This is a genomic window from Bacillus sp. FJAT-47783, from assembly GCF_022808615.1.
Lineage (GTDB): Bacteria > Bacillota > Bacilli > Bacillales > Aeribacillaceae > Bacillus_BZ.
Genome location: NZ_JAKZKS010000010.1, coordinates 1 through 22964 on the forward strand (window position 1 = coordinate 1; position 22964 = coordinate 22964).

Below are 22964 nucleotides of genomic sequence, written 5' to 3' on the forward strand. Positions count from 1 at the left end.
AGGGGAAAAGTTATCCGGTATTAGCCCCGGTTTCCCGGAGTTATCCCAGTCTTACAGGCAGGTTGCCCACGTGTTACTCACCCGTTCGCCGCTAACGTCAAGGGAGCAAGCTCCCTATCCGTTCGCTCGACTTGCATGTATTAGGCACGCCGCCAGCGTTCGTCCTGAGCCAGGATCAAACTCTCCAAAAAAGTTTGACTTGCTCATAAAATAAATAGAATTAACAGAAACGCTTGGTTTTGTTTAGTTTTCAAAGATCATTTTTTAACCAGACAATTTCTTACTCTACTAAAATCATCTCAGTCCGTCAATAACTTTCCAAAACGTTGTCGTCACTTTCCTGACAGCGACTTCCTCATCTTATCAAATCGCAAATCACTTGTCAACAACTTTTTTATCATTACTTCAAAAACGAACCATCGCTTCTGACACATTCACAAACTGTTTGTCATCAGCGACGGTAATTAATATATCATTATTCCTTAATCTAAGTCAATACTTTTTTTCAAAACATATCCTCGATGGTAAATTCCATGGCCTTTCGTTTCAATTCGTTTCACTTCAACAAAATCACGGTCAATAAGAAATTCTAATAATACACTTAAATCAACAGCATAAAATTGTACTTCTGGATGCTCGACTAAATCGGCAAAGAACCAGACTTCCTTTTGAGATAATACTATAATTAAATGCGCGGCACCAAGCTCCGTTTTCGAATGAATCAGAAAGTCGAAAGCTAAAAAGAGCAATTCTAACCGCTTATGTAGTTCTTCATCACTTTCGACAAGCTCTTTATACAACTTGTAAACCTGTGGTTCGATATGCTTCACTTGATTCCAAACCGTAATTTCTGGATGAAAGCCACGATCAATAACTTCTAATCGAGCTAAGTGATGTAGAGCATGAATGGTATGGTTATAAGCATCTAAATAATGCTTTTTTTCAAAAAACGCTTTTCCTTCCATATAGCGTCTTATTAATTTGGAAAATTCGATCGATATTTTCAATTTTCTCTCATCAAACGGAAACGTGTTTAACCTTTCAATAAAGTGAACTAAGTATTCATTTCGATCAAACAAAACCTTCCCGTTTAAAATCCAATCGATAATTCTCCGATTCGTACCAAGTAGAATCCATTCGTTTAATTGTTTTTCCGTTACAACATGAAGAGCCGCTTTTTGGTCCATAAATTCATAATGTTTAATAAAAACTGGCTTTTCGTTAGTTTTTGTAATAATAAGGAGAGCTACATCAAAATTATCTGTTTGTGGTGATGTTTGATTTCGTTTTTCAATCATTAATACTGCAAGTGTATCAGGGTGACTCGCTCTTTCTTGGTATATCGGGCGAAGCATATCCTTCACAATCATTCCCCCATCCGTAAAAAATTTATCATCCATTATAAAATTGTGCCTTATATATAAATGCTTTTACTTCCATCGTTTGGAGTAAAACGAATTTCTCCTTGTCGTATGTTAGTTTACACTTTCTACACTTTACAAAGAAATCCCTTTAATCAAATTCTGATTTTCTCTCCTATATTATTAGCAAAAAAGTATGCTATATTATTTTACAGGAGGTTGGCAAAATGTCACGTAAATATTCAAGCAAAATAAATAAAATTCGCACTTTTGCTTTAAGTCTTATTTTTATTGGATTCATTATTATGTATCTCGGTATCTTCTTCCGGGAATCCGTATTAGCTATGACAATCTTTATGTTGTTAGGTCTATTATCAATTGTCGCGAGTACGGTTATTTATTTTTGGATTGGTATGCTATCAACGAAAGCGGTGCAAGTCGTCTGTCCGACATGCAACAAACCGACCAAGATGCTCGGTCGGGTAGATATGTGTATGCATTGTCGAGAAACATTGACACTAGATAAAGACCTTGAAGGTAAGGAATTTGATGAGAGCTACAATCGAAAAAAAGCAAAAAAATAAGCTGATAGAGATTCACTATCAGCTTATTTTAATGTGGTTGTTCTTTCTTTTGACAATCGTTACATATTCCGTAAACTTCCATTCGATGGTGACTTACTTTAAAACCTGTCACATGTTCGGCTAAATTTTCAACTTCATCTAAACCTGGATAATGAAAGTCGACAATTTTCCCGCACTGTTCGCAAATGATGTGATAATGGTCAGATGTAACAAAATCAAAACGACTTGATGAATCACCGTAGGTTAGTTCTTTCACGAGTCCAACTTCTCGAAAAACACGTAAGTTATTATAGACAGTAGCAACACTCATATTGGGGAACTTACCCTCAAGCGCTTTATAAATATCATCAGCCGTAGGATGAGTCATTGTTTCGATTAAATACTCTAAAATCGCATGACGTTGCGGAGTAATCCGTACCCCAGTCTGTTTCAACGTATCAAGCGCTTCCTTTAACATGCTTTCTGACATCGTCATGCACCTCTTTTCTATCCATCATTATGTCCAGTTCAAATAGTAATATTTTTAAATAACTGGAAAGTAGTCCACTTTTTAAAATATTCTTATCTTATAATATTTATAAATAGTGTACATTGCGACTACAAGTTTTGTCAATGCACACCCTTTAATAATATAAAAAAAGCACCTTGTTCAACCTCAAACAAAATGTTCTTACGACGAAAAAGCACTTTTGCCTTTACAGCGTCACGTTTTTGACTCGAAGGGATAGGCGCTGGACATCGAAGACTCCATTAACCACTGAATACTTTATAAAGTGAAACTTCATTCAGTGGGGGTTTTTCATCCCCACTGAATGTTAGTCCCTACGGGATGACCTAAAGGCCCTTGTGACCCACAGGATGTGGGTTACACAGACGTTGCCACAGGACGTGGCGCTCTTAGTCTGTGTTCATTTTTTCGGACCTTGTCCCTCACCTTTCTTCTTTGCTTTACTACAGAATCTTGAGGTGGGGGTCTTACTACCCGTTAAGAGTGGGATAAATTTTGGTGTATGAAAAAAGCGAGCCGTAAGCTCGCAAAAAAGTTTGGATTGTTTGAGGAGAAATGCACTTGTTACACTGCATTATACGTGTTCACGTGCATTCGTGTTTAGACATTTATCCCCTATTCGAAAATATTTTTATAGTTCCTCACGAATGTAACGTAACGCTTCTTCAACATGGCCTTTCACGCGTACTTTTCGCCATTCTTTTACAAGCTCCCCTTCTTTGTTAATAATGAACGTAGAACGTTCAATCCCCATGTATTCTTTTCCGAAGTTTTTCTTCAATTTCCATACACCGTAATCTTCAGCCACTTTATGATCCTCATCCACTAATAATAAAAATGGTAAGTCATGTTTCTCTTTAAATTTTTTATGTCTTTCTTGTGGATCTGGACTTACCCCTAAAATGACAGCATCTAAGTCCGAAAAGCTTTCATAATGATCACGGAAATCACACGCTTCTGTTGTACAGCCTGGTGTCATGTCCTTCGGATAAAAATAAATCACAACATATTTGCCGCGAAAATCTGATAATTTTACTTTCTCGCCATTGTCAGCAAGTAATTCAAAATCTGGTGCTAATTGACCAACTTCCAACATTTTGATTCCCTCCATTGATTAAGCTTCTACTATAAGCGTAACCAATATTATGAGAGGATACAACTCATTCGTTTTTTTCAATACTAATAACCGCTCTTGCGACAACAGTCGTAGGTAGAATATATCCTAAAAATGCTTCGATTAAGGCGATCCAGCGACCTATTCCAACAGGTGTAATATCACCATAACCAACGGAGAACAAAGTGACCGCACTAAAGTAGAGACACGATTCTAATTTTTCAAAATAAGTTCCCGTCAAACCTTCTCCAGCGTCCAATAAGACGATAACATCGTACTCAAGTAGCAGCAAATACATCATCGCAAAACCGATTAAAAACGATAAATAAACTAAACCGATGACATAAACCGTTTCAAAAGATAAAAAGGTACCCGTTTTAACTGCTTTTATGAGGATGATGAAGCTCATGACAAGACAAATGATCACACCGACTCCGATGATAACCTCCATAATACACTCCTAACGTACAAAACAAGCAGTTTGTACAATATACACAGGTGGAGATTGTTTTATACTTTATTATTGAAAACAAAAAAAGCTCAACCTATTACTAGAAGAAGCACATAACCTACATTCACGAAGCTTCCACAACTTAAAGAGACGATTATCAGCGACAAAAGGAGCAACAAGTTTTTTGGATTAACTATAGCACCCTTTCGACAGGCTCCTAAGTTAGATGTAACATTACTTACCTATCAAACATTCTCATTTTTATAGTTTCAACGGTTACTAAAACAAAAAAACACCTCACTATAAAGTCCAAAGACTTCGTAGATAAGGTGTTCTCTTTCAATTAATTCCCTGCACCGCGGTAACGTTTTACACCTGCATTCCATAAAAAAATGGATAAGAGAAAAAAGGCAAACCCCATGACAGGTGTTAGAAACGCATAGCCGTACCAATCCGTTTTCTTTAAGAAATAGGCAGATGGATACACACCGACAAAAGCAAATGGTAAAATCCATGTTAAAACATACCGAATGACACGGTTATAAATGTTTACAGGATATCGACCGTAATTTCCGATGTTATACATCATCGGCATAATGGACGTCCTCGCATCAGACCAAAAGCCAATACTAGCAAGGGATACGAAAATACCCGCATACACGAGGGCGCCACCAATAACAAATAAGGCAAAAATAAATACATCATACCAATGAAAAGATAATTGCAGTTGAAACGCGGCATAACCCATTACGATAAAGCCAGTTACTGCACCGAATAACGACTCTAGCTCCATTCGCTCCAACACAACTTGGAACAAACTATGAATTGGCCTTGTTAAAATCCGATCCATCTCTCCTTTTACAATATACCGTTCGTTAAAATCCCAAATATTAAAGAAGGAGGCAAAGATGGCAAATGGAACTAAGAAGAAACCGTAAATAAATATAATTTCATCACGTGTCCAACCGCTTAACATATTCGTATGGCCAAAAACGACTAAAATAAAAATCAAATTCGCCGCTTGAAACATCATATCGGATAATAGCTCAACAAACATATCCGCTCGATATTGCATTCTCGTTTTCATATACTGGCCCATATATTGAAAAAACATCGAGGCATAAAACATGCGTTCACCCCCCTTGAATTACCATCTGTTTTTTCGCAATCATCCACATCACTTGAATCGGGATAATTAAAATAACGGCCCAAACCGCTTGTAACATTAAAGCACTCATCACTTCTTGCCCTTGGAATCCTTCTGTAAATATCATGCTCGGAATATAGCTAATCGCTTGAAACGGAAACCACGTCATCACCTGTTGGGCCCATAAAGGATAAAAGCTAATAGGAAGTAGTAACCCTGAAAATAAATCAATGACAACGCGCTTTGCCCGCATGAGCCCATCAACATTAAATAAGAAGAACGTAAGCATGCCGGTAATTAAATTTAACTGCGTATTAATAACAAAGCTAAAAATAATCGAAACGGCAAATAAAGCCCAAGTTGAACCTTCAGCTGAAAAGGATAGCGGAAAAATGAAGCTCACAATAACCATTCCAGGCAACGAGAAGAAAAGAAGCCTAAATATTCCTTCACCGAGAGCCTGCATCGTTTTCATTCCTAAATAATGATAAGGACGAATAAGTTCAACCGCTACTTTTCCTTCTTTAATTTCCATGGCAATTTCTCGGTCAATGTTATTAAAGTAAAAGGCGCGTGCCATCCAAGAAACCGCTACATAGGTAATCATCTGGGCAACGGATAACCCTTGAATATCACCTTTGCCCCCATATATGGCGGACCATAAGAAATAGTAAGCGCCAATGTTAATACTATAAATTAAGATTCCAGTGTAATAATTCGTTCGATACGCTAACATCATTAAAAAGCGTATCCGAATCATCTCGATATATTTTCCCATACGAATCACCAAATTTATTGATAGTTTAAAATGATATTTTCAATAATATGAAAAGGAATTTCTGATTCTTTTTTAAAACGAATACAGCTTTTTCCTAAGTTAAACGTTTTTAATTCATGACGAAATGGATCAAGTAACGAAATGTCCATAACGTAAAAGCTTACATACTGTTTTTGAGAGGCAATCGAAAAGATTGGCTTCCCATTTAACTCAAATGTAGGCATTTTATACTTTATCGTTTCCTCAACATTTGGCACGTGCTCGTGAATCATGTTTCTTAATTTCTGCAATGCATCCATCCGCTCTTTTGGAAGTTGAGCTAAATACTCATCTACATTATTTGCAGGAATATGCATATCGTTACACCTCCTTATTTCGTCGCTTCCCCTTTTTCATAAATATTACGGATAATTTCTTCTGTTGAAATTTCTTGAATACTTAAATCGATAATGGTTTCCTTTGAGACGACACGGCTAATGAGTGATGACATATCAGCTTCTTGATTTGCTACTTGAGCGCTCCAAACGTTGCTTCGCTCTCCTTTTATCCACTGAACCGTTAAATCATTCGTTATTTCCGTTAACCGTTCTAGAGGCACCTCTTGACCGAACTGAAACTCAATTTGCTTTCCTTCTCCCCAATTTTTTCGTAAATGACTAAGCAAACCATCGTATATGATCCTGCCTTCATCAAGCATAACAACCCGTTCACATAGTGCCTCAATATCGGATAAGTCATGTGTCGTAAGTAGAATCGTTGTTTTATATTTTTCGTTGATTTCTTTTAAAAATTGACGAATTTTTAATTTGACGAGAACATCTAATCCGATTGTCGGTTCATCTAAAAATAAAAGTGGAGGATTGTGAATAAGGGCCGCCGCTAACTCACAGCGCATTCGTTGTCCTAGCGAAAGCTTTCGAACGGGTTTATCTAATAATGGTTCGATATCTAACGTTTGAATGACGTGATCCATATGCTCGTTATAATCTTGGTCTGATACTTGATATACTTTTTTTAATAAACGAAACGATTCTTGCACGGCAATGTCCCACCAAAGCTGAGATCGCTGTCCAAATACAACACCAATTGTCCGGACAAACTTCTCGCGATCTTTATGCGGGTTCATTCCGTTTACAAGGACGTTTCCTGAAGTCGGTGTTAAAATACCTGTTAGCATTTTAATCGAAGTGGATTTTCCCGCACCATTCTCTCCAATATAGCCGACCATTTCTCCTTGCTTTACTGAAAACGATATATCATTAACAGCGCGAATCGTTTTATAGTTTCTTGTAAACAAATCACGAAACGCACCCTTTAATCCAGACCTACTCGAATAGCTTTTAAATTCTTTCCGTAAATTTTCTACTTCAATAACGTTCATCATTTTCCCTCCGCTATTTACAATACAACGAATAGTTTAACGGAAACAGTCATAATAAACAATGAATGTGCACCCTTCTTCATAAACGTGCTAGAATAACAATGGATGTAATTTTAAAAGAAGGTGAAAAAATGAATTTTACGAAGTCTGAACATCTACATAAAGAAGCACTTGAACATATCGTTGGTGGTGTTAATAGCCCTTCCCGCTCGTATAAAGCGGTTGGCGGTGGTGCTCCAGTTGTGATGGAAAGGGCAAAAGGTGCATACTTTTTCGATGTTGATGGAAATAAATATATCGACTATTTAGCTGCATACGGTCCGATTATTACAGGTCATGCGCATCCACATATTACCGAAGCGATTAAGCATGCGGCCGAAACAGGGGTCTTATACGGAACACCGACACCTCATGAAGTGAAATTTGCCAAAATGCTCAAAGAAGCAATGCCGGCATTAGAAAAGGTTCGTTTCGTAAACTCTGGTACGGAAGCAGTAATGACAACGATTCGTGTTGCCCGTGCTTACACAGGCCGTGACAAAATCATTAAATTCGCTGGCTGTTACCACGGTCATTCTGATCTAGTTTTAGTCGCGGCTGGTTCTGGCCCGTCAACACTTGGCACACCTGATTCTGCAGGCGTCCCAAAAAGTATTGCTCAAGAAGTGATTACTGTTCCATTTAATGAGATTGACCCATTTAAAGAAGCGCTAGAAAAATGGGGAGATCAAGTAGCAGCCGTTTTAGTTGAACCAATTGTTGGGAACTTCGGAATTGTTGAACCGAAACCAGACTTTTTAGAAGAAGTGAATCGTCTTACACATCATGCTGGTGCGCTTGTCATTTATGATGAAGTCATTACAGCGTTCCGTTTTATGTATGGTGGTGCTCAAGATTTACTTGGTGTAAAGCCTGACCTTACGGCAATGGGTAAAATTATTGGCGGCGGCCTTCCAATTGGAGCATACGGCGGCAGAAAAGATATTATGGAAGAAGTGGCACCTTTAGGACCAGCTTACCAAGCTGGAACGATGGCTGGAAATCCTGCTTCTATTTTAGCTGGGATAGCCTGTTTAGAAGTCCTTAAAGAAGAAGGCGTTTATGAATACTTAGATAAGCTAGGCGCTACGCTTGAAGAAGGTATTTTATCTCACGCCAAAACGTACGATATACCTATTACCATCAACCGCTTAAAAGGTGCGTTAACCGTTTACTTCACAAAGGAAAAGGTTTATAACTACGAGCAAGCAGAAAGTACAGATGGAGAAATGTTTGCGAAATTTTTCAAACTTATGCTCGAGCAAGGAATCAACTTAGCTCCATCAAAATATGAAGCATGGTTTTTAACAATTGCTCATACTGAAGAAGATATCAAGGAAACACTTGTTGCGGTTGAAAACGCGTTTAAACAAATGAAACAAGGTTGAAGTAGAAGACAGGCGCAAAAATGGTGAACCGTTTTTGCGTCTTATATATGGCTGATCCACATAAACTCAACAAAAATATTTTCCCCTTTTAATAAAAACTTAACTTGAATATTCCATATAAACGATGTATATTACTTAATTGTTTAACATAACAATATTTATCTCGTATAAACTAAATGGTTAGAGAAGCATAACTCAGAAACTTTGCTACGAAAGGAAGATAAACCTTACTTATATGAAACTCGGAGCCCGTATTTTAAAAACTGGGATTGCTATTACAATGGCTTTATTAATAGCAACAATCTTACAATTGCCATCTCCTGCTTTTGCAGGAATTGCAGCGATATTTGCCGTTCAGCCGTCTATTTATAAGTCATATCAAACGGTGATTGAGCAAATTCAAGCCAACTTAATCGGCGCGATTGTCGCTGTGTTATTTGGTTTTTTCTTTGGTACAAACCCACTGATTATCGGATTAGCTGCTATCATAATTATTTCTATTTGTTTGAAATTAAAGCTCGAGAACACGATTTCGATTGCGCTTGTGACAGCTATTGCGATTTTAGAAACGACCGGAGATAACTTTATTTCCATAGCTTCCATACGTTTCTTTACAATTTTGCTTGGCGTTTTATCTGCGTTTTTAGTCAATTTAGTGTTTATACCACCAAAATATGAAGCAAGACTTTATCAAAAGATATCAAACATCACCGAAGAAATTATCAAATGGATTCGGATGAATTTACGACAAGCTTCTGAATACGGCACGTTAAAAGGAGATATCGATCGAATTAAAGATCAGCTTATTAAACTGGACCAACTTTTTCTTTTATATAAAGAGGAGCGTACGTATAGGAAAACAAAAATTTATCCAAAATCACGAAAACTTGTTTTGTATCGTCAGCTTATTACAACAACAAGTCGAGCTTTTTATACATTAAGAAAGCTTCACCGGTTAGAAAACGAGCTGCATCAAATGCCACTTGATTTCCAAGAAATCTTAATTTCAGAGCTTGATGTCCTATTAAACCAACACGAGCAAGCATTACTCAAATTCGCGAAAAAAATAAAAGCGGATAAAACGATTGAAAGTTCCATCATTAATACATTTCATAAAGAAAAGCTCGTGCAAACTTTTTTAGACTATGAAAAAGCTTGTGAAGATCCAAGCTGCTTTCATCACTTATTGCCATTAGTCGCATCCATTGTCGACTATCACGACCATCTCGAGCATTTAAATACACTGATAAATAGCTATCAGCATTATCATCAAAATGAAAACGATTTGTGTATTGCTGGTGATGAAGCATAATCTCGCCCCCTTTGTGGGGGTTTTTAACTTTACGTTTAAATTCGTTTCACTTTCGAGAAAGATACCTAATAGGGTGATGATAGAAACAACTTTTTGTCGTTAAAATTACATTTTCCGCTACAAAAATACCCTTAATAGAGAAATTTTCCCGAAAAATATGAGCTCTGAAGTAGCTTGAAAGGAGTAATTGCACGAATCGGCAGGATAATTGCACCACTTCGCTAGATAATTGCACCACTTTCAGAAATTTTTGCACCTAAAATGGTGTTATTGCATCTGTAACTCCGTTTTTGCATCTACATACGTTTTATTGCACAAGAATTTCCACTTTTGCATCTCCACCTTGTCTCGAGTCCATATTTCCTCACCTACGCTCCACTCTTAAACAAATAAAAACCGAAGGAGCATTCCTTCGATTTTTATTCTTTCATCTTCGGATCAAGTGCATCTCTAAGCCCGTCACCCATTAAGTTAAAGCCTAATACGGTAAGCATGATAGCGAGTCCTGGGAAAACTAACGTCCACGGTGCTTGGATTAAATATTGTTTTGAATCGGCTAGCATTTTCCCCCATTCAGGCGTTGGTGCTTGAGCACCTAAGCCGAGAAATCCTAAAGCCGCCGCTTCCAATATGGCTGTTGCAATGGCAAGGGAACCTTGAACAATAATAGGTGTTAAACTGTTTGGTAAAATATGATGAAATAAAATCCGGAAATCTTTCATCCCAATGGCCCGGGCTGCCATAATGTATTCTTCTTGTTTAACACTCAGTACGCGAGAACGAACTAAACGCCCGAAGTTCGGAATGTTAATGATTGCAATCGCAATAAGGGCATTTTGTAAAGAAGGACCTAAAATAGCAATAACAGCAATGGCCAATAAAATACTCGGAAAAGCTAACATAATATCAAATATTCTTGAAATAATCGTATCAACCCATCTACCGTAATAAGCTGCGATAATACCTAATGCCGACCCGATAATCGCAGATCCTAAAACAGCAAAGAAGCCAACCCATAGTGAGATTCTTGCACCATAAATAACACGTGAGAAAATATCCCTTCCAAAATCATCTGTTCCAAACCAGTGCTCACTAGAAGGAGGCAGAAGTCTATCTGATAATTGCTGCTCCTTAAAGCCGTACGGAGCAATAACAGGTGCCAATATTGCAAGCAAAATAAAAAGGATAACGATAGAAAGTCCAATAAGGGCAATTTTATTTCTCCGAAACGTTTCCCACGCTTCTTGAAGAGGTGATTTGACTTTTTCATCCTCTAAATGAATATTTGTATATTCTTCGTTTTTAGCGAGTTCTGCCATAGTATTCACCCCTCCTACTGATCATATTTAATTCGTGGATCAATGACAGCATATAATAAATCTACGATTAAATTAATAAAAACGAAGATTGTCGCGATCATTAATATACCTGATTGGATAACTGGGTAATCTCGATACGTAATCGCATCATATAAGTATCGCCCAATTCCAGGCCAACCGAAAATCGTTTCCGTCAAAATCGCTCCACCTAACAAAAGTCCCGTTTGCAAACCTATAACCGTTAAGACAGGAATAATAGCATTTTTTAATGAATGCTTATAAACGACCCAAAACATACGCAACCCTTTTGCTCGTGCTGTACGGACATAATCGGACTTCATGACCTCAAGCATTGTCGAACGAGTCATACGAGCAATAATGGCCATCGGAATTGTCGCTAATGCGACGCTTGGCAAGACTAAATGTTTTAACACTTGTACAAACTGGTCCGGTCTACCTTGCAACAACGTATCAATTAAATACAGATTCGTAATCGCTGTAACAGGGTCCCGAACTTCTTCTCTTCCAGTAGAAGGAAGCCATCCTAAATTAATTGAAAAAATCCACTGTTCCATTAAACCAAGCCAAAAAATCGGCATCGAAACCCCAATAAGGGCAAATACCATTGCAACATAGTCAAACCAGGAATTTGAATACCACGCACTTATAATCCCTGCATTTACACCAATCACGACCGCAATAATCATCGCAACAACTGTCAATTCAACCGTTGCGGCTAAATATGGCCATATCTCGTCACTAATGGGGGCTCTCGTGCGCAAAGATGTTCCTAAATCCCCGCTTAGTAATTGTTTAATATAATCAAAATATTGGATATACCAAGGATTATCTAACCCAAGCTCCTTCGTTAACGCTGCAACCGCTTCTTTCGTTGCTTGCTGCCCTAAAATGACTTGAGCAGGATCACCTGGAATCGCTCGAATAATGGCAAAAACGACAATGGTCATCCCAAATAACACTGGGATTAAAGACAGCATACGTCGAACTGTATAGACGAACAATGCAATCACCTCACCTTAACTGCGATCTTTATGTATGAAAGAAAAAATAGTGAAGGAAAAGGGGAGTTCCCCTCTCCCCCTTAAAATGAAACGTTATTTCTTATTTCAACTCCACTTTCGTTAAAGAGTCTGATCCTGTTGGATGCGGTAAGAAGTTTGTAATTTTGCTAGAACCAGCTAGTAATGGAGTTGAGTGAACAAGCGGTACCCATGGCGCGTCTTCATGAATAATTTCTTGGGCTTTATTGTAAAGCTCATTACGTTTTTCTTGAACAGTTTCTGTTTGCGCTGCAATTAGCACTTCGTGTAATTCGTCACTGCTGTAATGGGAATAGTTATTGCTTCCGATGCTATCTTTGTCTAATAGAGCGTATAAGAAGTTATCAGCATCTCCATTATCTCCTGTCCAACCTAATAAGAAAGCGTCAAACTCTCCATCTCTTGCTTGCTCTAAATACGTTGCCCAGTCAACTGTTTTAATTTCAGCATTTACACCGATAGTACGGAAGCTTTCTTGGATTACTTCGGCTACTTTCATTGCTTCTGGCATATACGGACGAGCAACAGGCATTGCCCATAATTCCATATCAAATCCGTCTGGATAACCAGCTTCAGCAAGCAACTCTTTCGCCTTGTCTAAATCATACGGATAGGCTTCAATTGCATCATTGTACCCTTCAATAGATGGCGGCATCGGGTTTTTCGCTGCATCAGCTTGTCCACCATAAAAAGCATTAATAATCGCTTCTTTATCGACTGCATGGTTTAATGCTTGACGGACTAATTTGTTGTCAAACGGCTTTCGGTTAGTAGTAAACCCTAAATAACCAACGTTCATAGATGGTCTTTGGAAAATTTGTAAATTTTCATTTCCAGCCACTTTTTCCTCTTCAGACGGATTAAGTCCATCCATTAAATCGATTTCGCCATTCATTAACGCATTGAGACGTGCTGAGTTTTCCGGAATGACACGGAAGATGACTCTGTTTAACTTCGGATAGTCTGCAATCCGGTACTCTTCGTTTTTCTCTAAGACGATACGATCATTTGGCTTCCACTCAACAAACTTAAATGGTCCTGTTCCAACAGGATTTTCTCTAAATTTATCTCCATATTGCTCAATTGCTTGTGGACTCGCAATCGCAAAAGGAGACATAGCTAAGTTTTTCAAAAATGGTGATTGTGGACGTTTTAACGTAAATTCCACCGTTAATTCGTCAACAGCTTTGACTTCTTCAATCACATGTCCTTCATCGCCTTTATAACCACCAAACATAGACCCGTAATACGGGAACTCCTTCTCATCGCCTGACATCCATCGGTTGAAGTTAAAAACAACGGCTTCCGCATTAAAATCTGTTCCATCATGGAACTTAACGCCTTCTTGTAAGATTAACGTATACGTTAGCCCGTCATCAGATACTTTCCAATCCTTCGCAAGGCCTGGCTGTAATGTCGTATCTTGATCACCATACTCGATTAATGTTTCAAAAATGTTTTTTGTAACTTTAAACGATTCCCCTTCAGTCGTTGTGATTGGATCAAGCGAAGTAGAGTCGCCACCACGTCCGAAAACGAGTGTATCTTGCGTCTTTTCTTCTCCACTTTCTGAACTAGTGTTGCTGCTACTTGTTTCTTCTGAGTTGCTGCACCCGACTAATAAGGCACTAAGAACAAGAAGAAAAACAAGCATTTGTAAAAATCTTTTCTTCATTCTTTACATCCCCCTAAATTTTTTATATGTATCATCAATGTTGCATTACTCATAAAGATGACATGCAACATTATGACCAGAAGAAAGCTGTTGAAACGTTGGTCTTGTCGTTTTACATACGTCCATACATTCACGACATCTTGTATGAAAAGCACAGCCTGATGGCGGATTAGATGGGCTTGGAAGATCCCCCGTTAACGGCATCCGCTCTTTCTTTATCAATGGATCTGGTACTGGAACCGCTGATAAAAGCGCTTTCGTATACGGGTGCTTCGGCGTTTCATAAATAGCATCACTATCTGCTAGCTCTATTAATCTCCCTAAATACATGACACCTACTCGATCACTAATATGCTTGACAACACCTAAGTCGTGAGCAATAAAAATGTAGGTTAATCCAAACTCTTCTTGAATATCTTTTAATAGATTTAACACTTGTGCTTGAATGGATACATCGAGTGCAGAAACAGGTTCATCCGCAATAACAAGCTTCGGCTTTGTCATCAGTGCCCGCGCAATTCCGATACGTTGACGCTGCCCCCCGCTAAACTGGTGAGGGTAGCGCTTCGCATGATAGCTAGATAATCCAACAACTTCTAGCATTTCCTGCACCCTCTTTTTCCTCTCTTCTTTGGAACCAATGCCGTGTACGATAAGTGGTTCTTCAAGTATTTTTTGAACCGTATGACGCGGATTTAATGACGCATAAGGGTCTTGGAACACCATTTGTATATCACGTCGAATTTTCCTAAGCTCACCCTTTGGCATCTTTGTAATCTCTTGATCTTCGAATTTAATCGAGCCATCGCTAGACTCAATTAATCTCATAATGAGACGGCCAGTCGTAGATTTCCCACAGCCACTTTCGCCAACAATACCAAGTGTTTCCCCTTTCCGAACATAAAAGGAAACATCATCGACCGCTTTTACTTCTCCTTGCTTTCTACCAAAAATACCACCTTTAATTGGAAAGTACTTTTTTAAACCATCCACCTCTAGCAGTCGTTCAGACATTTTCTATTAGCCCCCCTTCCTTACTTTCATGTAAAAGACACCGAACGAAATGGTCGGATGAATCGCTGGAATAAAAAGAAGGGGCGTGCTGAAAACAACGATCCATAGCCTCTTCGCATCTAGGGGCAAATAAACATCCTTGTTTAATTGTTCCTGGTCTTGGGACATTTCCAGGAATTGAATAAAGACGATTCTCACGTTTATTTATATTCGGAATGGACTTTAAGAGCCCTTTCGTATATGGATGCTTAGGTTCGCGAAAAATCGTTTGTACATCGCCTTGTTCAACAATTTCTCCTGCATACATCACAAGAACTCGATCACAAACCTCAGCTACCACACCTAAGTCATGCGTTATGAGTATAATCGATGTTTTCGTTTTCTCATTTAAATCCTTCATAAGTGATAAGATTTGTTCTTGAATTGTTACATCTAATGCTGTCGTTGGTTCATCTGCAATCAGTACTTTTGGATGACATGCCATCGCCATAGCAATCATCACTCGCTGACGCATCCCACCTGATAATTGGTGAGGGTACTCATGGATCAATTCATTTGCTCTTGGGAGACCAACAAGCTTTAAAAGCTCAATACTTCGTTGTCTCGCTTCTTTTTTTGTTGCTTTCGTATGTAATAAAAGCGCTTCCATTAATTGATTGCCAATAGTAAAAAGTGGATTAAGAGATGTCATGGGTTCTTGAAAAATCATCGAAATTTTATTTCCCCTAATTTCTCTCATTCTCTTTTCATTTGCTTTAAGTAAGTCTTCCCCATCAAATAAAATTTGGCCATTTTCTATGACACCTGGTGGTTTTGGGATAAGTCCCATAATTGATAAAGAAGTAACGCTTTTTCCACTTCCAGATTCACCAACAATCCCTAATATTTCCCCCTCGTATAAAGAGAAGTTAACATCTTGTACGGCCGGAACGTTTTTCTTTCCTGAAGTGAAGGAAACTTTTAGCTGATCAACTTGGAGTATAGGTTTCCTCTTCACCTTAACACCTACCTTCAAAATTAAATATTCAGAAAATGATAAATTTTAAAAATATAATAATATAGTATTGATTATGACATATTTCGAGAAAAAATACTGGTTGTTTTTTGTCGAAATATTCAATTATTTTTCGACACAATTGTCTTTCCCTAAATTTATAGAACCTTTAACACTTTAAAATATTGATTATCCTAACACATTCATTATATTCACCCGAAATAGGCAAAAAATACTATAAATCATTCAATCTTTGAAATTTTTATTGATGGTAAAAAATAAAATAGTTTACAAATTTACTGTTATATTAATAATAACAATCGATAGCTACTTATCATTTGTTATTCTTATATAATATTAAAGTGTGATTATATTTCCTAGACCATCTGATAAAACAGGATATATGCCCTATTCTCTAAATTTCTTTTAATATTTTCAAAAAATACATTGATAGCATATAGAATATTCTGATATATTAAACTAGTAAGAAAAGGAGGTGCAAATTTACATATATTCATAATTCGGGAGGGATTTTGGTTGAAAAAGGTAAAAGCTTTATCAGTTCTTGCAACATCAACTCTACTAACTTGCTCATTAGCACTGACATCAATGACAAGTAATGTAAGCGCTTCCAGTGTTAGTGCAGAGCCTTCTGCACCCATCGATTTAAATATCGTGCCAGAAGAACGGTTAGGTAAAGCACTACAAGAGCGCGGAGTCATTTCCAAAAACGCTAGTGATGCTCAAATCGAAAAAGCAGTAAAGCAATACATTGAGAAAAAACAAGGGGACAAGCCTGGCAAAACAACATCACATGAAAGCAAAGATGACCATGAAAAAGAATTTGATAAAAAGGCAAAAGACTTCTTAACAAAGCAAAAAGAGAAACTTCAAAAGCAATTAGATAAAGGTCATAAAAATTATAAAAAAGGGAAGCCAAATGGATATGTAAAAGTAAAAGGAGCAAAAGAAGCTCCATACAACGGAGACGTTCGTGAAGATAAAGTTCTCGTTTTGCTCGTTGAATTCGAAGATTTTAAACATAATAATGTCATCCAAGAAGATGGATATATGTATGCAGATGACTTTAACCGTGAGCACTACCAAGAGCTGATGTTTGGTGATAAAGAATTTGAGTTATTTAACGGCGAGAAAATTCAAACATTTAAACAATATTATGAAGAGCAATCCGGTGGTAGCTACACAGTTGATGGCCAAGTATCCGATTGGCTAACGATTCCTGGAAAAGCTGCTGATTATGGTGATGATAATCCGAATGGCGGACATGATAACTTAGGACCGCTTGGCCCACGTGATTTAGTGAAGCGCGCACTTGATGCAGCGGTAGAATCAGGTATTAACTTAGCTGATTACGATGAGTTTGACTTATATGATCTTGACGGAGATGGAAACCAAAATGAGCCGGACGGATTAGTAGATCACTTAATGATTATTCACGCTGGAACAGGACAAGAAGCTGGCGGCGGTTTATTAGGTGATGACGCTATTTGGTCGCATCGTTGGGTACTAGATGGTGTGTATGCAGTTCCAAACAGCTCAGCGGAAGTTGACTACTGGGGCGGTAAAATGGCTGCTTTCGATTACACAATTCAACCAGAGGATGGAGCAGTCGGAGTTTTCGCTCATGAATTCGGGCATGATTTAGGGTTACCTGATGAATATGATACACAATATACTGGCCATGGTGAGCCTGTTGCATCTTGGTCCATTATGAGTGGCGGTAGCTGGAACGGTAAAGTCGCTGGAACAGAACCGACAAGCTTCTCACCACAAAACAAGGAATTCTTCCAAACATTAATGGGCGGAAACTGGGCAAACATTATGGAAGTCGATTATAAAGACATTGATAAAAAAGGAACGGTCTCCGTCATCGATCAAAGTGTAACAAAATCAAAAAACCCTGGTATTGTTAAAATTAACTTGCCGAAAAAAGAAGTTGATGGAATTCAACCAGCATTTGGCGAAAAATATTATTACAGTACGAAAGGTGACGACCTTCATACTTCAATGACGACTCCTGAATTCGATTTAACAAATGCAAATGAAGCAACATTTACTTATAAAGGATGGTTCGACATTGAATATGATTACGACTTCCTATATGTAACGGCGGTTACGAGTGATGGAGAACAAAAAGTCATCGATACAATCGGTGATGACGATACAGATGGAGATGCTCGTGCAGAATCGTCAAAAGGCCAATGGGTAGACAAATCTTATGATTTATCCGAATTTTCCGGTAAAAAAGTTAAGCTTGTTTTTGAGTATGTAACGGACGGTGGTTTAGCACTTGACGGGTTTGCTCTTGATAACGCTGCACTTACTGTAGATGGACAAGTTGTGTTTAATGACGATGCAGAAGGTGAAGCACAATTTGCACTGGATGGATTTATCGTTTCAAACGGTAAGTTCACGAAGGACAATTACTACTATTTAGAATGGAGAAACTATGCAGGTGCTGATAAAGCCCTTCAATATTCACGCGGTGCAAAATACAATACTGGTTTAGTTGTTTGGTACGGTGACGAAAGCTTTACAGACAACTGGGTTGGCGTTCATCCAGGTGAAGGCTTCCTAGGCGTTGTTGATTCTCACCCAGAACCGATTTTCGGAATGAAAGACGGAGAACAAACAACGTTCCAAAGTACACGCTACCAAGTAGCAGATGCAGCATTTAGCTTTGACAAAACTCCTTCTTGGATGACTGACTCTGTTTACCGCGGTTTATATGATTACAAATCATTACCAGGTGTAACAGTATTTGATGATTCCAACAAATATATTAACGACGTTATTCCTGACGCAGGTCGCATCTTACCGAATCACGGCATCAAAATTCAAGTAATTGGTGAAGCGAAGGATAACTCAGCTGGAGCTGTATGGATTCATAAATAATGAATGTATTTGGACACTGCCTCAAGTAAGAGGTAGTGTCCTTTTTTATGAGAATATTAGGTTGTTAGATTACTTGTTCCAAGTAACAAGTTGAAATTTTCATCAGTGCTTTACCTTTGAAAACTGCGTACTCTGCAAGTTTGGTTTATTTTCACGCAAGTCATGAAAAATTGCCGCAAGTTTTGAAAATAGTCCGCAAGTCTATGAAAAAAGACTAGCCTTTCTCTTTTAATCTAACTGCTGAATTTGAAATAAATGATAATAGTTTCCCTTTTGGTTCATAAGTTCTTGATGTGTCCCCACTTCTACAATTTCACCGTTTTCAATCAGTACAATTTTGTCTGCATGTGTAATCGTTGAAAGACGGTGCGCGACAATTAAGGTTGTCCGATTTTGCGCAAGTTTTTCAAGCGCTTCTTGAATTAAATGTTCACTTTCTAGATCTAATGCAGACGTTGCTTCATCCATAATTAAAATGGGTGGATTTTTCAAAAAAACGCGGGCGATAGCGATCCGTTGCTTCTGTCCGCCAGACAGTTTAACACCTCGCTCACCAACTTTTGTGTCATAGCCATTTTGCAAGTTCATGATGAATTCATGCGCATTTGCAGCTTTAGCGGCTTCGATAATTTCTTCATCCGTTGCATCAGGCTTACCAATCAATATGTTACTTTTAACAGATTCACTAAAAAGAAAATGATCTTGTAAAACCATGCCAATTTGATCGCGTACCGATTTCACTTGGTAGTCTCGAATATCAACACCATCTAACAAAATTCTTCCCTCTGTAACATCATAAAATCTTGGGATTAAACTTACGAGCGTTGATTTACCACCACCACTCATCCCCACAAAAGCCACTGTTTCCCCTTTATTAATTTTTAAATCAATTCCGTGAAGGACAGGTGGTTCATCATGATTGTAACGAAAGGATACTTTTTGAAACTCAATTTCTCCCTTTGCCTGTTTCGCTTCTTTCGCATTCGGCTTGTCAACAATGTCATACGATTCATCCATGAGTTCGAATACACGATCCATTGAAGCAAATGCTTGCGTTAACGTTGTGGATGAATTGATTAATCTTCGTAACGGATTGTAAAGTCGATCAATGTAACTAACAAAAGCAACCATCGTTCCGATTGATAGTTTTCCATTAATCACTTCATACCCAGCATAAAAAATGACCAATAATGGCGCGATATCTGTTATCGTATTGACAACCGCGAATGTTTTAGCATTCCAACTCGTATGGTCAAGTGCTCGATCAAGAAAATGACGATTCTCCTTATCGAATCGTTTTTGTTCAAAATCTTCAATAGCAAAGCTGCGAATGACTGGCATCCCGCTAACCCGCTCATGTAAATATCCTTGAACTTGAGCAAGCGCTTGTGAACGAATACGAGTTAATTTACGTAGACGCCCATAAAAGTATTTAACTGAAAACCCATAAAGCGGAAACAATACAATCGAAATCAATGTCAATTTGATATCCATTGTGAACATAATACCGATGGCGATAAATATCGTTAACAAATCGAGCCATAAATTCATAAGGCCTGTAATGACAAACGATTTCGTTTGTTCAACATCATTAATGACCCTTGAGATTACTTCACCTGCCCTCGTATTTGCGTAGTAACGTAAGCTTAGCCTTTGCAAATGTGTAAACAAATGATCGCGAATATCATATAATACTTTACTTCCTGTCCATTGAGCAAAATACTGTCGATAATATTCAACTGGTGGGCGAATGACAATAAATAAAAAAAACATAATTCCCATGATCCAAAAAAGCTGCTCTGTTTTTTCTGAAGTTGTTAAGTTCCCACCTAAAATATCATCGACCACATATTTTAAAAGAAGGGGAATTAATAATGGAATACCGAATTTAATAATCCCAATAAAGATTGTGAATATGATTTGTAAGCGATAAGGCTTCACAAATTGCATATATCGCTTGATGGAATTCAAGTTATAAACCTCCTTACTTATAGTTGGACTGTTTTTTTGACTGTATCCGCAAGTTCATAAAAAATAAGCGCAACCCACATTAAAAGTCATTTTCACGCACCATAATTTACGATTTCAATCTTCGCATTATATCAAAGAAAGTCTGTTGTCATGCCAACAGACTTTCTACTGTAAATATGTTAAATATTGCTCATACCACCTGTCGATGAATTCGGGAGAAAACGGACCTTTTCGGCCACGAATCCAAGTAACTAGCTTATTCACGTTATTTTTTAATATCCGATCAATGACTTCAGGATAATTCATTTCGCGACGATGGCGCTCATATTCATCTTCATCCAACAATATATAGGTCATATCCGGAAAAATTTTAATATCCAAATCGTAATCAATATATTTTAATGCTTCATCATCCCACACAAACGGTGAACTAATATTGCAATAATAGTAAATGCCATCCGTGCGAATCATCCCTATTACATTAAACCAATATTTTGAGTGAAAATAACATATTGCCGGTTCACGTGTAATCCACGTTCTTCCATCAGATTCTGTTACCGTCGTCCGATCGTTGCCTCCGATAATACAATTTTCTGATGCCTTTAATACCGTCGTTTCTTCCCAAATTCGGTGGATGAAGCCATTATGCTTATAGCTATGTATTTGGATTTTGTCTCCTTCCTTGGGAAAACTCATGATTGCCCCTACTTTCTTTTGGACATTCCGTTCATAAATGTTTTCAAAACGTCCATTTATGCTTTTATTTCTTTTTCCTATTATACCTTTAGAAAACAAAAAAGAAAATAAAGTGAAACTTCATTCAGTGGGGGTTTTTTTCATCCCCCACTGAATGTTAGTCCCTATGGGATGACCTAAAGGCCACTGTGACCGACAGGATGTGGGTTACACAGACGTTGCCAGAGGACGTAGCGCTCTTAGTCTGTGTTCTTTATTTTCGGACCTTTACGGGCAATTGACCCCCACCTCTTTGTTTTACTACAGAATCTTGAGGTGGGGGTCTTACTGCCCGTTAAGAGTGGGATAAAAGAGCCATACCACTTTGGTTGACTCTTGTTTCTCATTAGCTGTGCTCAAGCTGGTATGTTTTAATAACCGCTTCTGTTTGACGTTGAAAAGCTTCCTGAATTTCATAAAGCTCTTGCTTCTTCTTTTGAATTTCATTTTGAATCTCTTCAATTTTTGTAGCATTTTGTAATGAGGTAAATTCATTTTGAAGTTGTTGGCATCGCTCAATTTCAGATTGAACATATAATAACTTCTCCATTGTCGTTAACTGTTCACAAACGAGCTGATCGAATCGACTTACAGCATTCAAGCTAATTCGCTCCTTCCATGTACAATCACATCACTATAAAAATTCTGTTTGTATTAGAATATTCCTTTGACTACTTATGTTGAATTTTTGCCTTTTATGTATGAACTTCTCCCCTAACTTTTACAAACATCTCCAAAACAAGTCATTTATATCCGTAAAATTTCCTAAATAAAGAACAAAAGCTCGAGAGCTTCGCTAAAACTGCGTACAAACTGTATTATTTCATTTGGAGATAAAGGGAATTCGGGCGACGTTTTAGTTGATGTTGACTTTTTGTACGGATGAAATGGGAAGTTTTTATAGCCGCTAATGCCCGGCTAGAGGCAAAACACTATGAACAAAGGTTGGAAATTTAAAATTTCCTGAACAATAAGAAAGCACCTCCCAAAAAGGGAAGTGCCCTACGTTTTACCCCGCTTAAATGACGTTACTGTTTGTTTTGCTCAGCTTGCTGGTTTTGCTGACGTACTTGCTGTGCATCTGTTTCAGCTGCAAACTCAGTTCCGTATTGTCCTTGAGCAGCCGCTTGATTTTGTTGTCTTACATGCTGCGGATTAGTTTTGTTTTGTTGGTTTTGTTGTTGTTTTGCCATGACTATCACCTCCACGTGAATTA

Annotated in this window: 20 protein-coding genes, 1 rRNA gene and 1 pseudogene; 4 read left to right on the forward strand and 18 right to left on the reverse strand. The window is 37.9% G+C overall.

Going from position 1 to position 22964, the window contains the following annotated elements; translation table 11 throughout:
* Together MLD65_RS08940 and MLD65_RS08945 are read right to left on the reverse strand one after the other, a co-directional pair.
* A 16S ribosomal RNA gene (locus tag MLD65_RS08940) occupies positions 1-191 on the reverse strand; the annotation flags it as partial.
* Positions 192-482: 291 nt separating this feature from the next.
* Positions 483-1364: a nucleotidyltransferase-like protein gene (locus MLD65_RS08945; RefSeq protein ID WP_243291539.1), complete on the reverse strand. Its 882-nt coding sequence runs from the start codon at positions 1362-1364 to the stop codon at positions 483-485.
* Positions 1365-1588: 224 nt separating this feature from the next.
* Here MLD65_RS08945 and MLD65_RS08950 point away from each other — a divergent pair, with 224 nt between their 5' ends.
* The gene (locus tag MLD65_RS08950; protein WP_243291540.1) at positions 1589-1945 is read left to right on the forward strand and encodes a YgzB family protein; all 357 of its coding nucleotides are present in this window, start codon (positions 1589-1591) and stop codon (positions 1943-1945) included.
* A gap of 28 nt (positions 1946-1973) precedes the next feature.
* Here MLD65_RS08950 and perR read toward each other — a convergent pair whose 3' ends face one another.
* The 7 genes from perR to MLD65_RS08985 all read right to left on the reverse strand — a co-directional run bounded on the left by perR (position 1974) and on the right by MLD65_RS08985 (position 7324).
* On the reverse strand, positions 1974-2414 hold the full coding sequence (perR, locus tag MLD65_RS08955) for a peroxide-responsive transcriptional repressor PerR (protein ID WP_243291541.1): 441 nt from the start codon (positions 2412-2414) through the stop codon (positions 1974-1976).
* A 670-nt stretch (positions 2415-3084) separates the two neighbouring features.
* A complete protein-coding gene (gene bcp, locus MLD65_RS08960) occupies positions 3085-3549 on the reverse strand; it encodes a thioredoxin-dependent thiol peroxidase (RefSeq protein WP_243291542.1) in 465 nt (154 codons plus the stop codon).
* A gap of 64 nt (positions 3550-3613) precedes the next feature.
* Complete coding sequence (locus MLD65_RS08965; RefSeq protein WP_243291543.1) at positions 3614-4018, reverse strand: ion channel; 405 nt, start codon at positions 4016-4018, stop codon at positions 3614-3616.
* Between the two features lie 343 nt (positions 4019-4361).
* Positions 4362-5147 carry an ABC transporter permease gene (locus MLD65_RS08970; protein ID WP_243291544.1) on the reverse strand — a complete coding sequence of 262 codons (786 nt, stop codon included), beginning with the start codon at positions 5145-5147 and terminating at the stop codon, positions 4362-4364.
* Between the two features lie 4 nt (positions 5148-5151).
* Positions 5152-5943: an ABC transporter permease gene (locus MLD65_RS08975; RefSeq protein WP_243291545.1), complete on the reverse strand. Its 792-nt coding sequence runs from the start codon at positions 5941-5943 to the stop codon at positions 5152-5154.
* A 14-nt stretch (positions 5944-5957) separates the two neighbouring features.
* Positions 5958-6299, reverse strand: a complete 342-nt coding sequence (locus MLD65_RS08980; protein ID WP_243291546.1) for an iron chaperone — start codon at positions 6297-6299, stop codon at positions 5958-5960.
* Positions 6300-6313: 14 nt separating this feature from the next.
* On the reverse strand, positions 6314-7324 hold the full coding sequence (locus tag MLD65_RS08985; protein WP_243291644.1) for an ABC transporter ATP-binding protein: 1011 nt from the start codon (positions 7322-7324) through the stop codon (positions 6314-6316).
* A gap of 131 nt (positions 7325-7455) precedes the next feature.
* Between MLD65_RS08985 and MLD65_RS08990 the strand changes: the two genes are divergently transcribed.
* Positions 7456-8751 (forward strand): glutamate-1-semialdehyde 2,1-aminomutase, encoded by a 1296-nt coding sequence (locus tag MLD65_RS08990; protein WP_243291547.1) that lies wholly within the window; start codon positions 7456-7458, stop codon positions 8749-8751.
* 235 nt (positions 8752-8986) lie between these two features.
* On the forward strand, positions 8987-10063 hold the full coding sequence (locus MLD65_RS08995; RefSeq protein WP_243291548.1) for an FUSC family protein: 1077 nt from the start codon (positions 8987-8989) through the stop codon (positions 10061-10063).
* A 419-nt stretch (positions 10064-10482) separates the two neighbouring features.
* Here the strand turns inward: MLD65_RS08995 and nikC are convergent, their stop codons facing one another.
* From nikC to MLD65_RS09020, 5 genes are all read right to left on the reverse strand, one after another.
* Positions 10483-11382, reverse strand: coding sequence for a nickel transporter permease (gene nikC / locus MLD65_RS09000; RefSeq protein ID WP_243291549.1), 900 nt, complete (start codon positions 11380-11382; stop codon positions 10483-10485).
* Between the two features lie 14 nt (positions 11383-11396).
* Positions 11397-12404: an ABC transporter permease gene (locus tag MLD65_RS09005; RefSeq protein WP_243291550.1), complete on the reverse strand. Its 1008-nt coding sequence runs from the start codon at positions 12402-12404 to the stop codon at positions 11397-11399.
* A gap of 100 nt (positions 12405-12504) precedes the next feature.
* Positions 12505-14118, reverse strand: coding sequence for an ABC transporter substrate-binding protein (locus MLD65_RS09010; RefSeq protein ID WP_243291551.1), 1614 nt, complete (start codon positions 14116-14118; stop codon positions 12505-12507).
* A gap of 45 nt (positions 14119-14163) precedes the next feature.
* Positions 14164-15132, reverse strand: a complete 969-nt coding sequence (locus MLD65_RS09015; RefSeq protein ID WP_243291552.1) for an ABC transporter ATP-binding protein — start codon at positions 15130-15132, stop codon at positions 14164-14166.
* Positions 15125-16129: an ABC transporter ATP-binding protein gene (locus MLD65_RS09020; protein WP_243291553.1), complete on the reverse strand. Its 1005-nt coding sequence runs from the start codon at positions 16127-16129 to the stop codon at positions 15125-15127. The genes MLD65_RS09015 and MLD65_RS09020 overlap by 8 nt, the downstream gene beginning before the upstream one ends.
* A 606-nt stretch (positions 16130-16735) precedes the next feature.
* Between MLD65_RS09020 and MLD65_RS09025 the strand changes: the two genes are divergently transcribed.
* On the forward strand, positions 16736-19042 hold the full coding sequence (locus MLD65_RS09025) for an immune inhibitor A domain-containing protein (RefSeq protein WP_481748511.1): 2307 nt from the start codon (positions 16736-16738) through the stop codon (positions 19040-19042).
* 228 nt (positions 19043-19270) lie between these two features.
* Here MLD65_RS09025 and MLD65_RS09030 read toward each other — a convergent pair whose 3' ends face one another.
* The 4 genes and pseudogenes from MLD65_RS09030 to MLD65_RS09045 all read right to left on the reverse strand — a co-directional run.
* Positions 19271-21013, reverse strand: coding sequence for an ABC transporter ATP-binding protein (locus tag MLD65_RS09030; RefSeq protein ID WP_279326021.1), 1743 nt, complete (start codon positions 21011-21013; stop codon positions 19271-19273).
* A gap of 165 nt (positions 21014-21178) precedes the next feature.
* Positions 21179-21709 (reverse strand): nucleoside tri-diphosphate phosphatase, encoded by a 531-nt coding sequence (gene ntdP, locus MLD65_RS09035; protein ID WP_279326022.1) that lies wholly within the window; start codon positions 21707-21709, stop codon positions 21179-21181.
* Positions 21710-22094: 385 nt separating this feature from the next.
* Positions 22095-22349, reverse strand: a complete 255-nt coding sequence (locus tag MLD65_RS09040; protein ID WP_243291555.1) for a YgaB family protein — start codon at positions 22347-22349, stop codon at positions 22095-22097.
* Positions 22350-22776: 427 nt separating this feature from the next.
* Positions 22777-22914, reverse strand: a pseudogene (locus MLD65_RS09045) (gamma-type small acid-soluble spore protein); the annotation flags it as partial.
* Positions 22915-22964 lie beyond the last annotated feature (50 nt).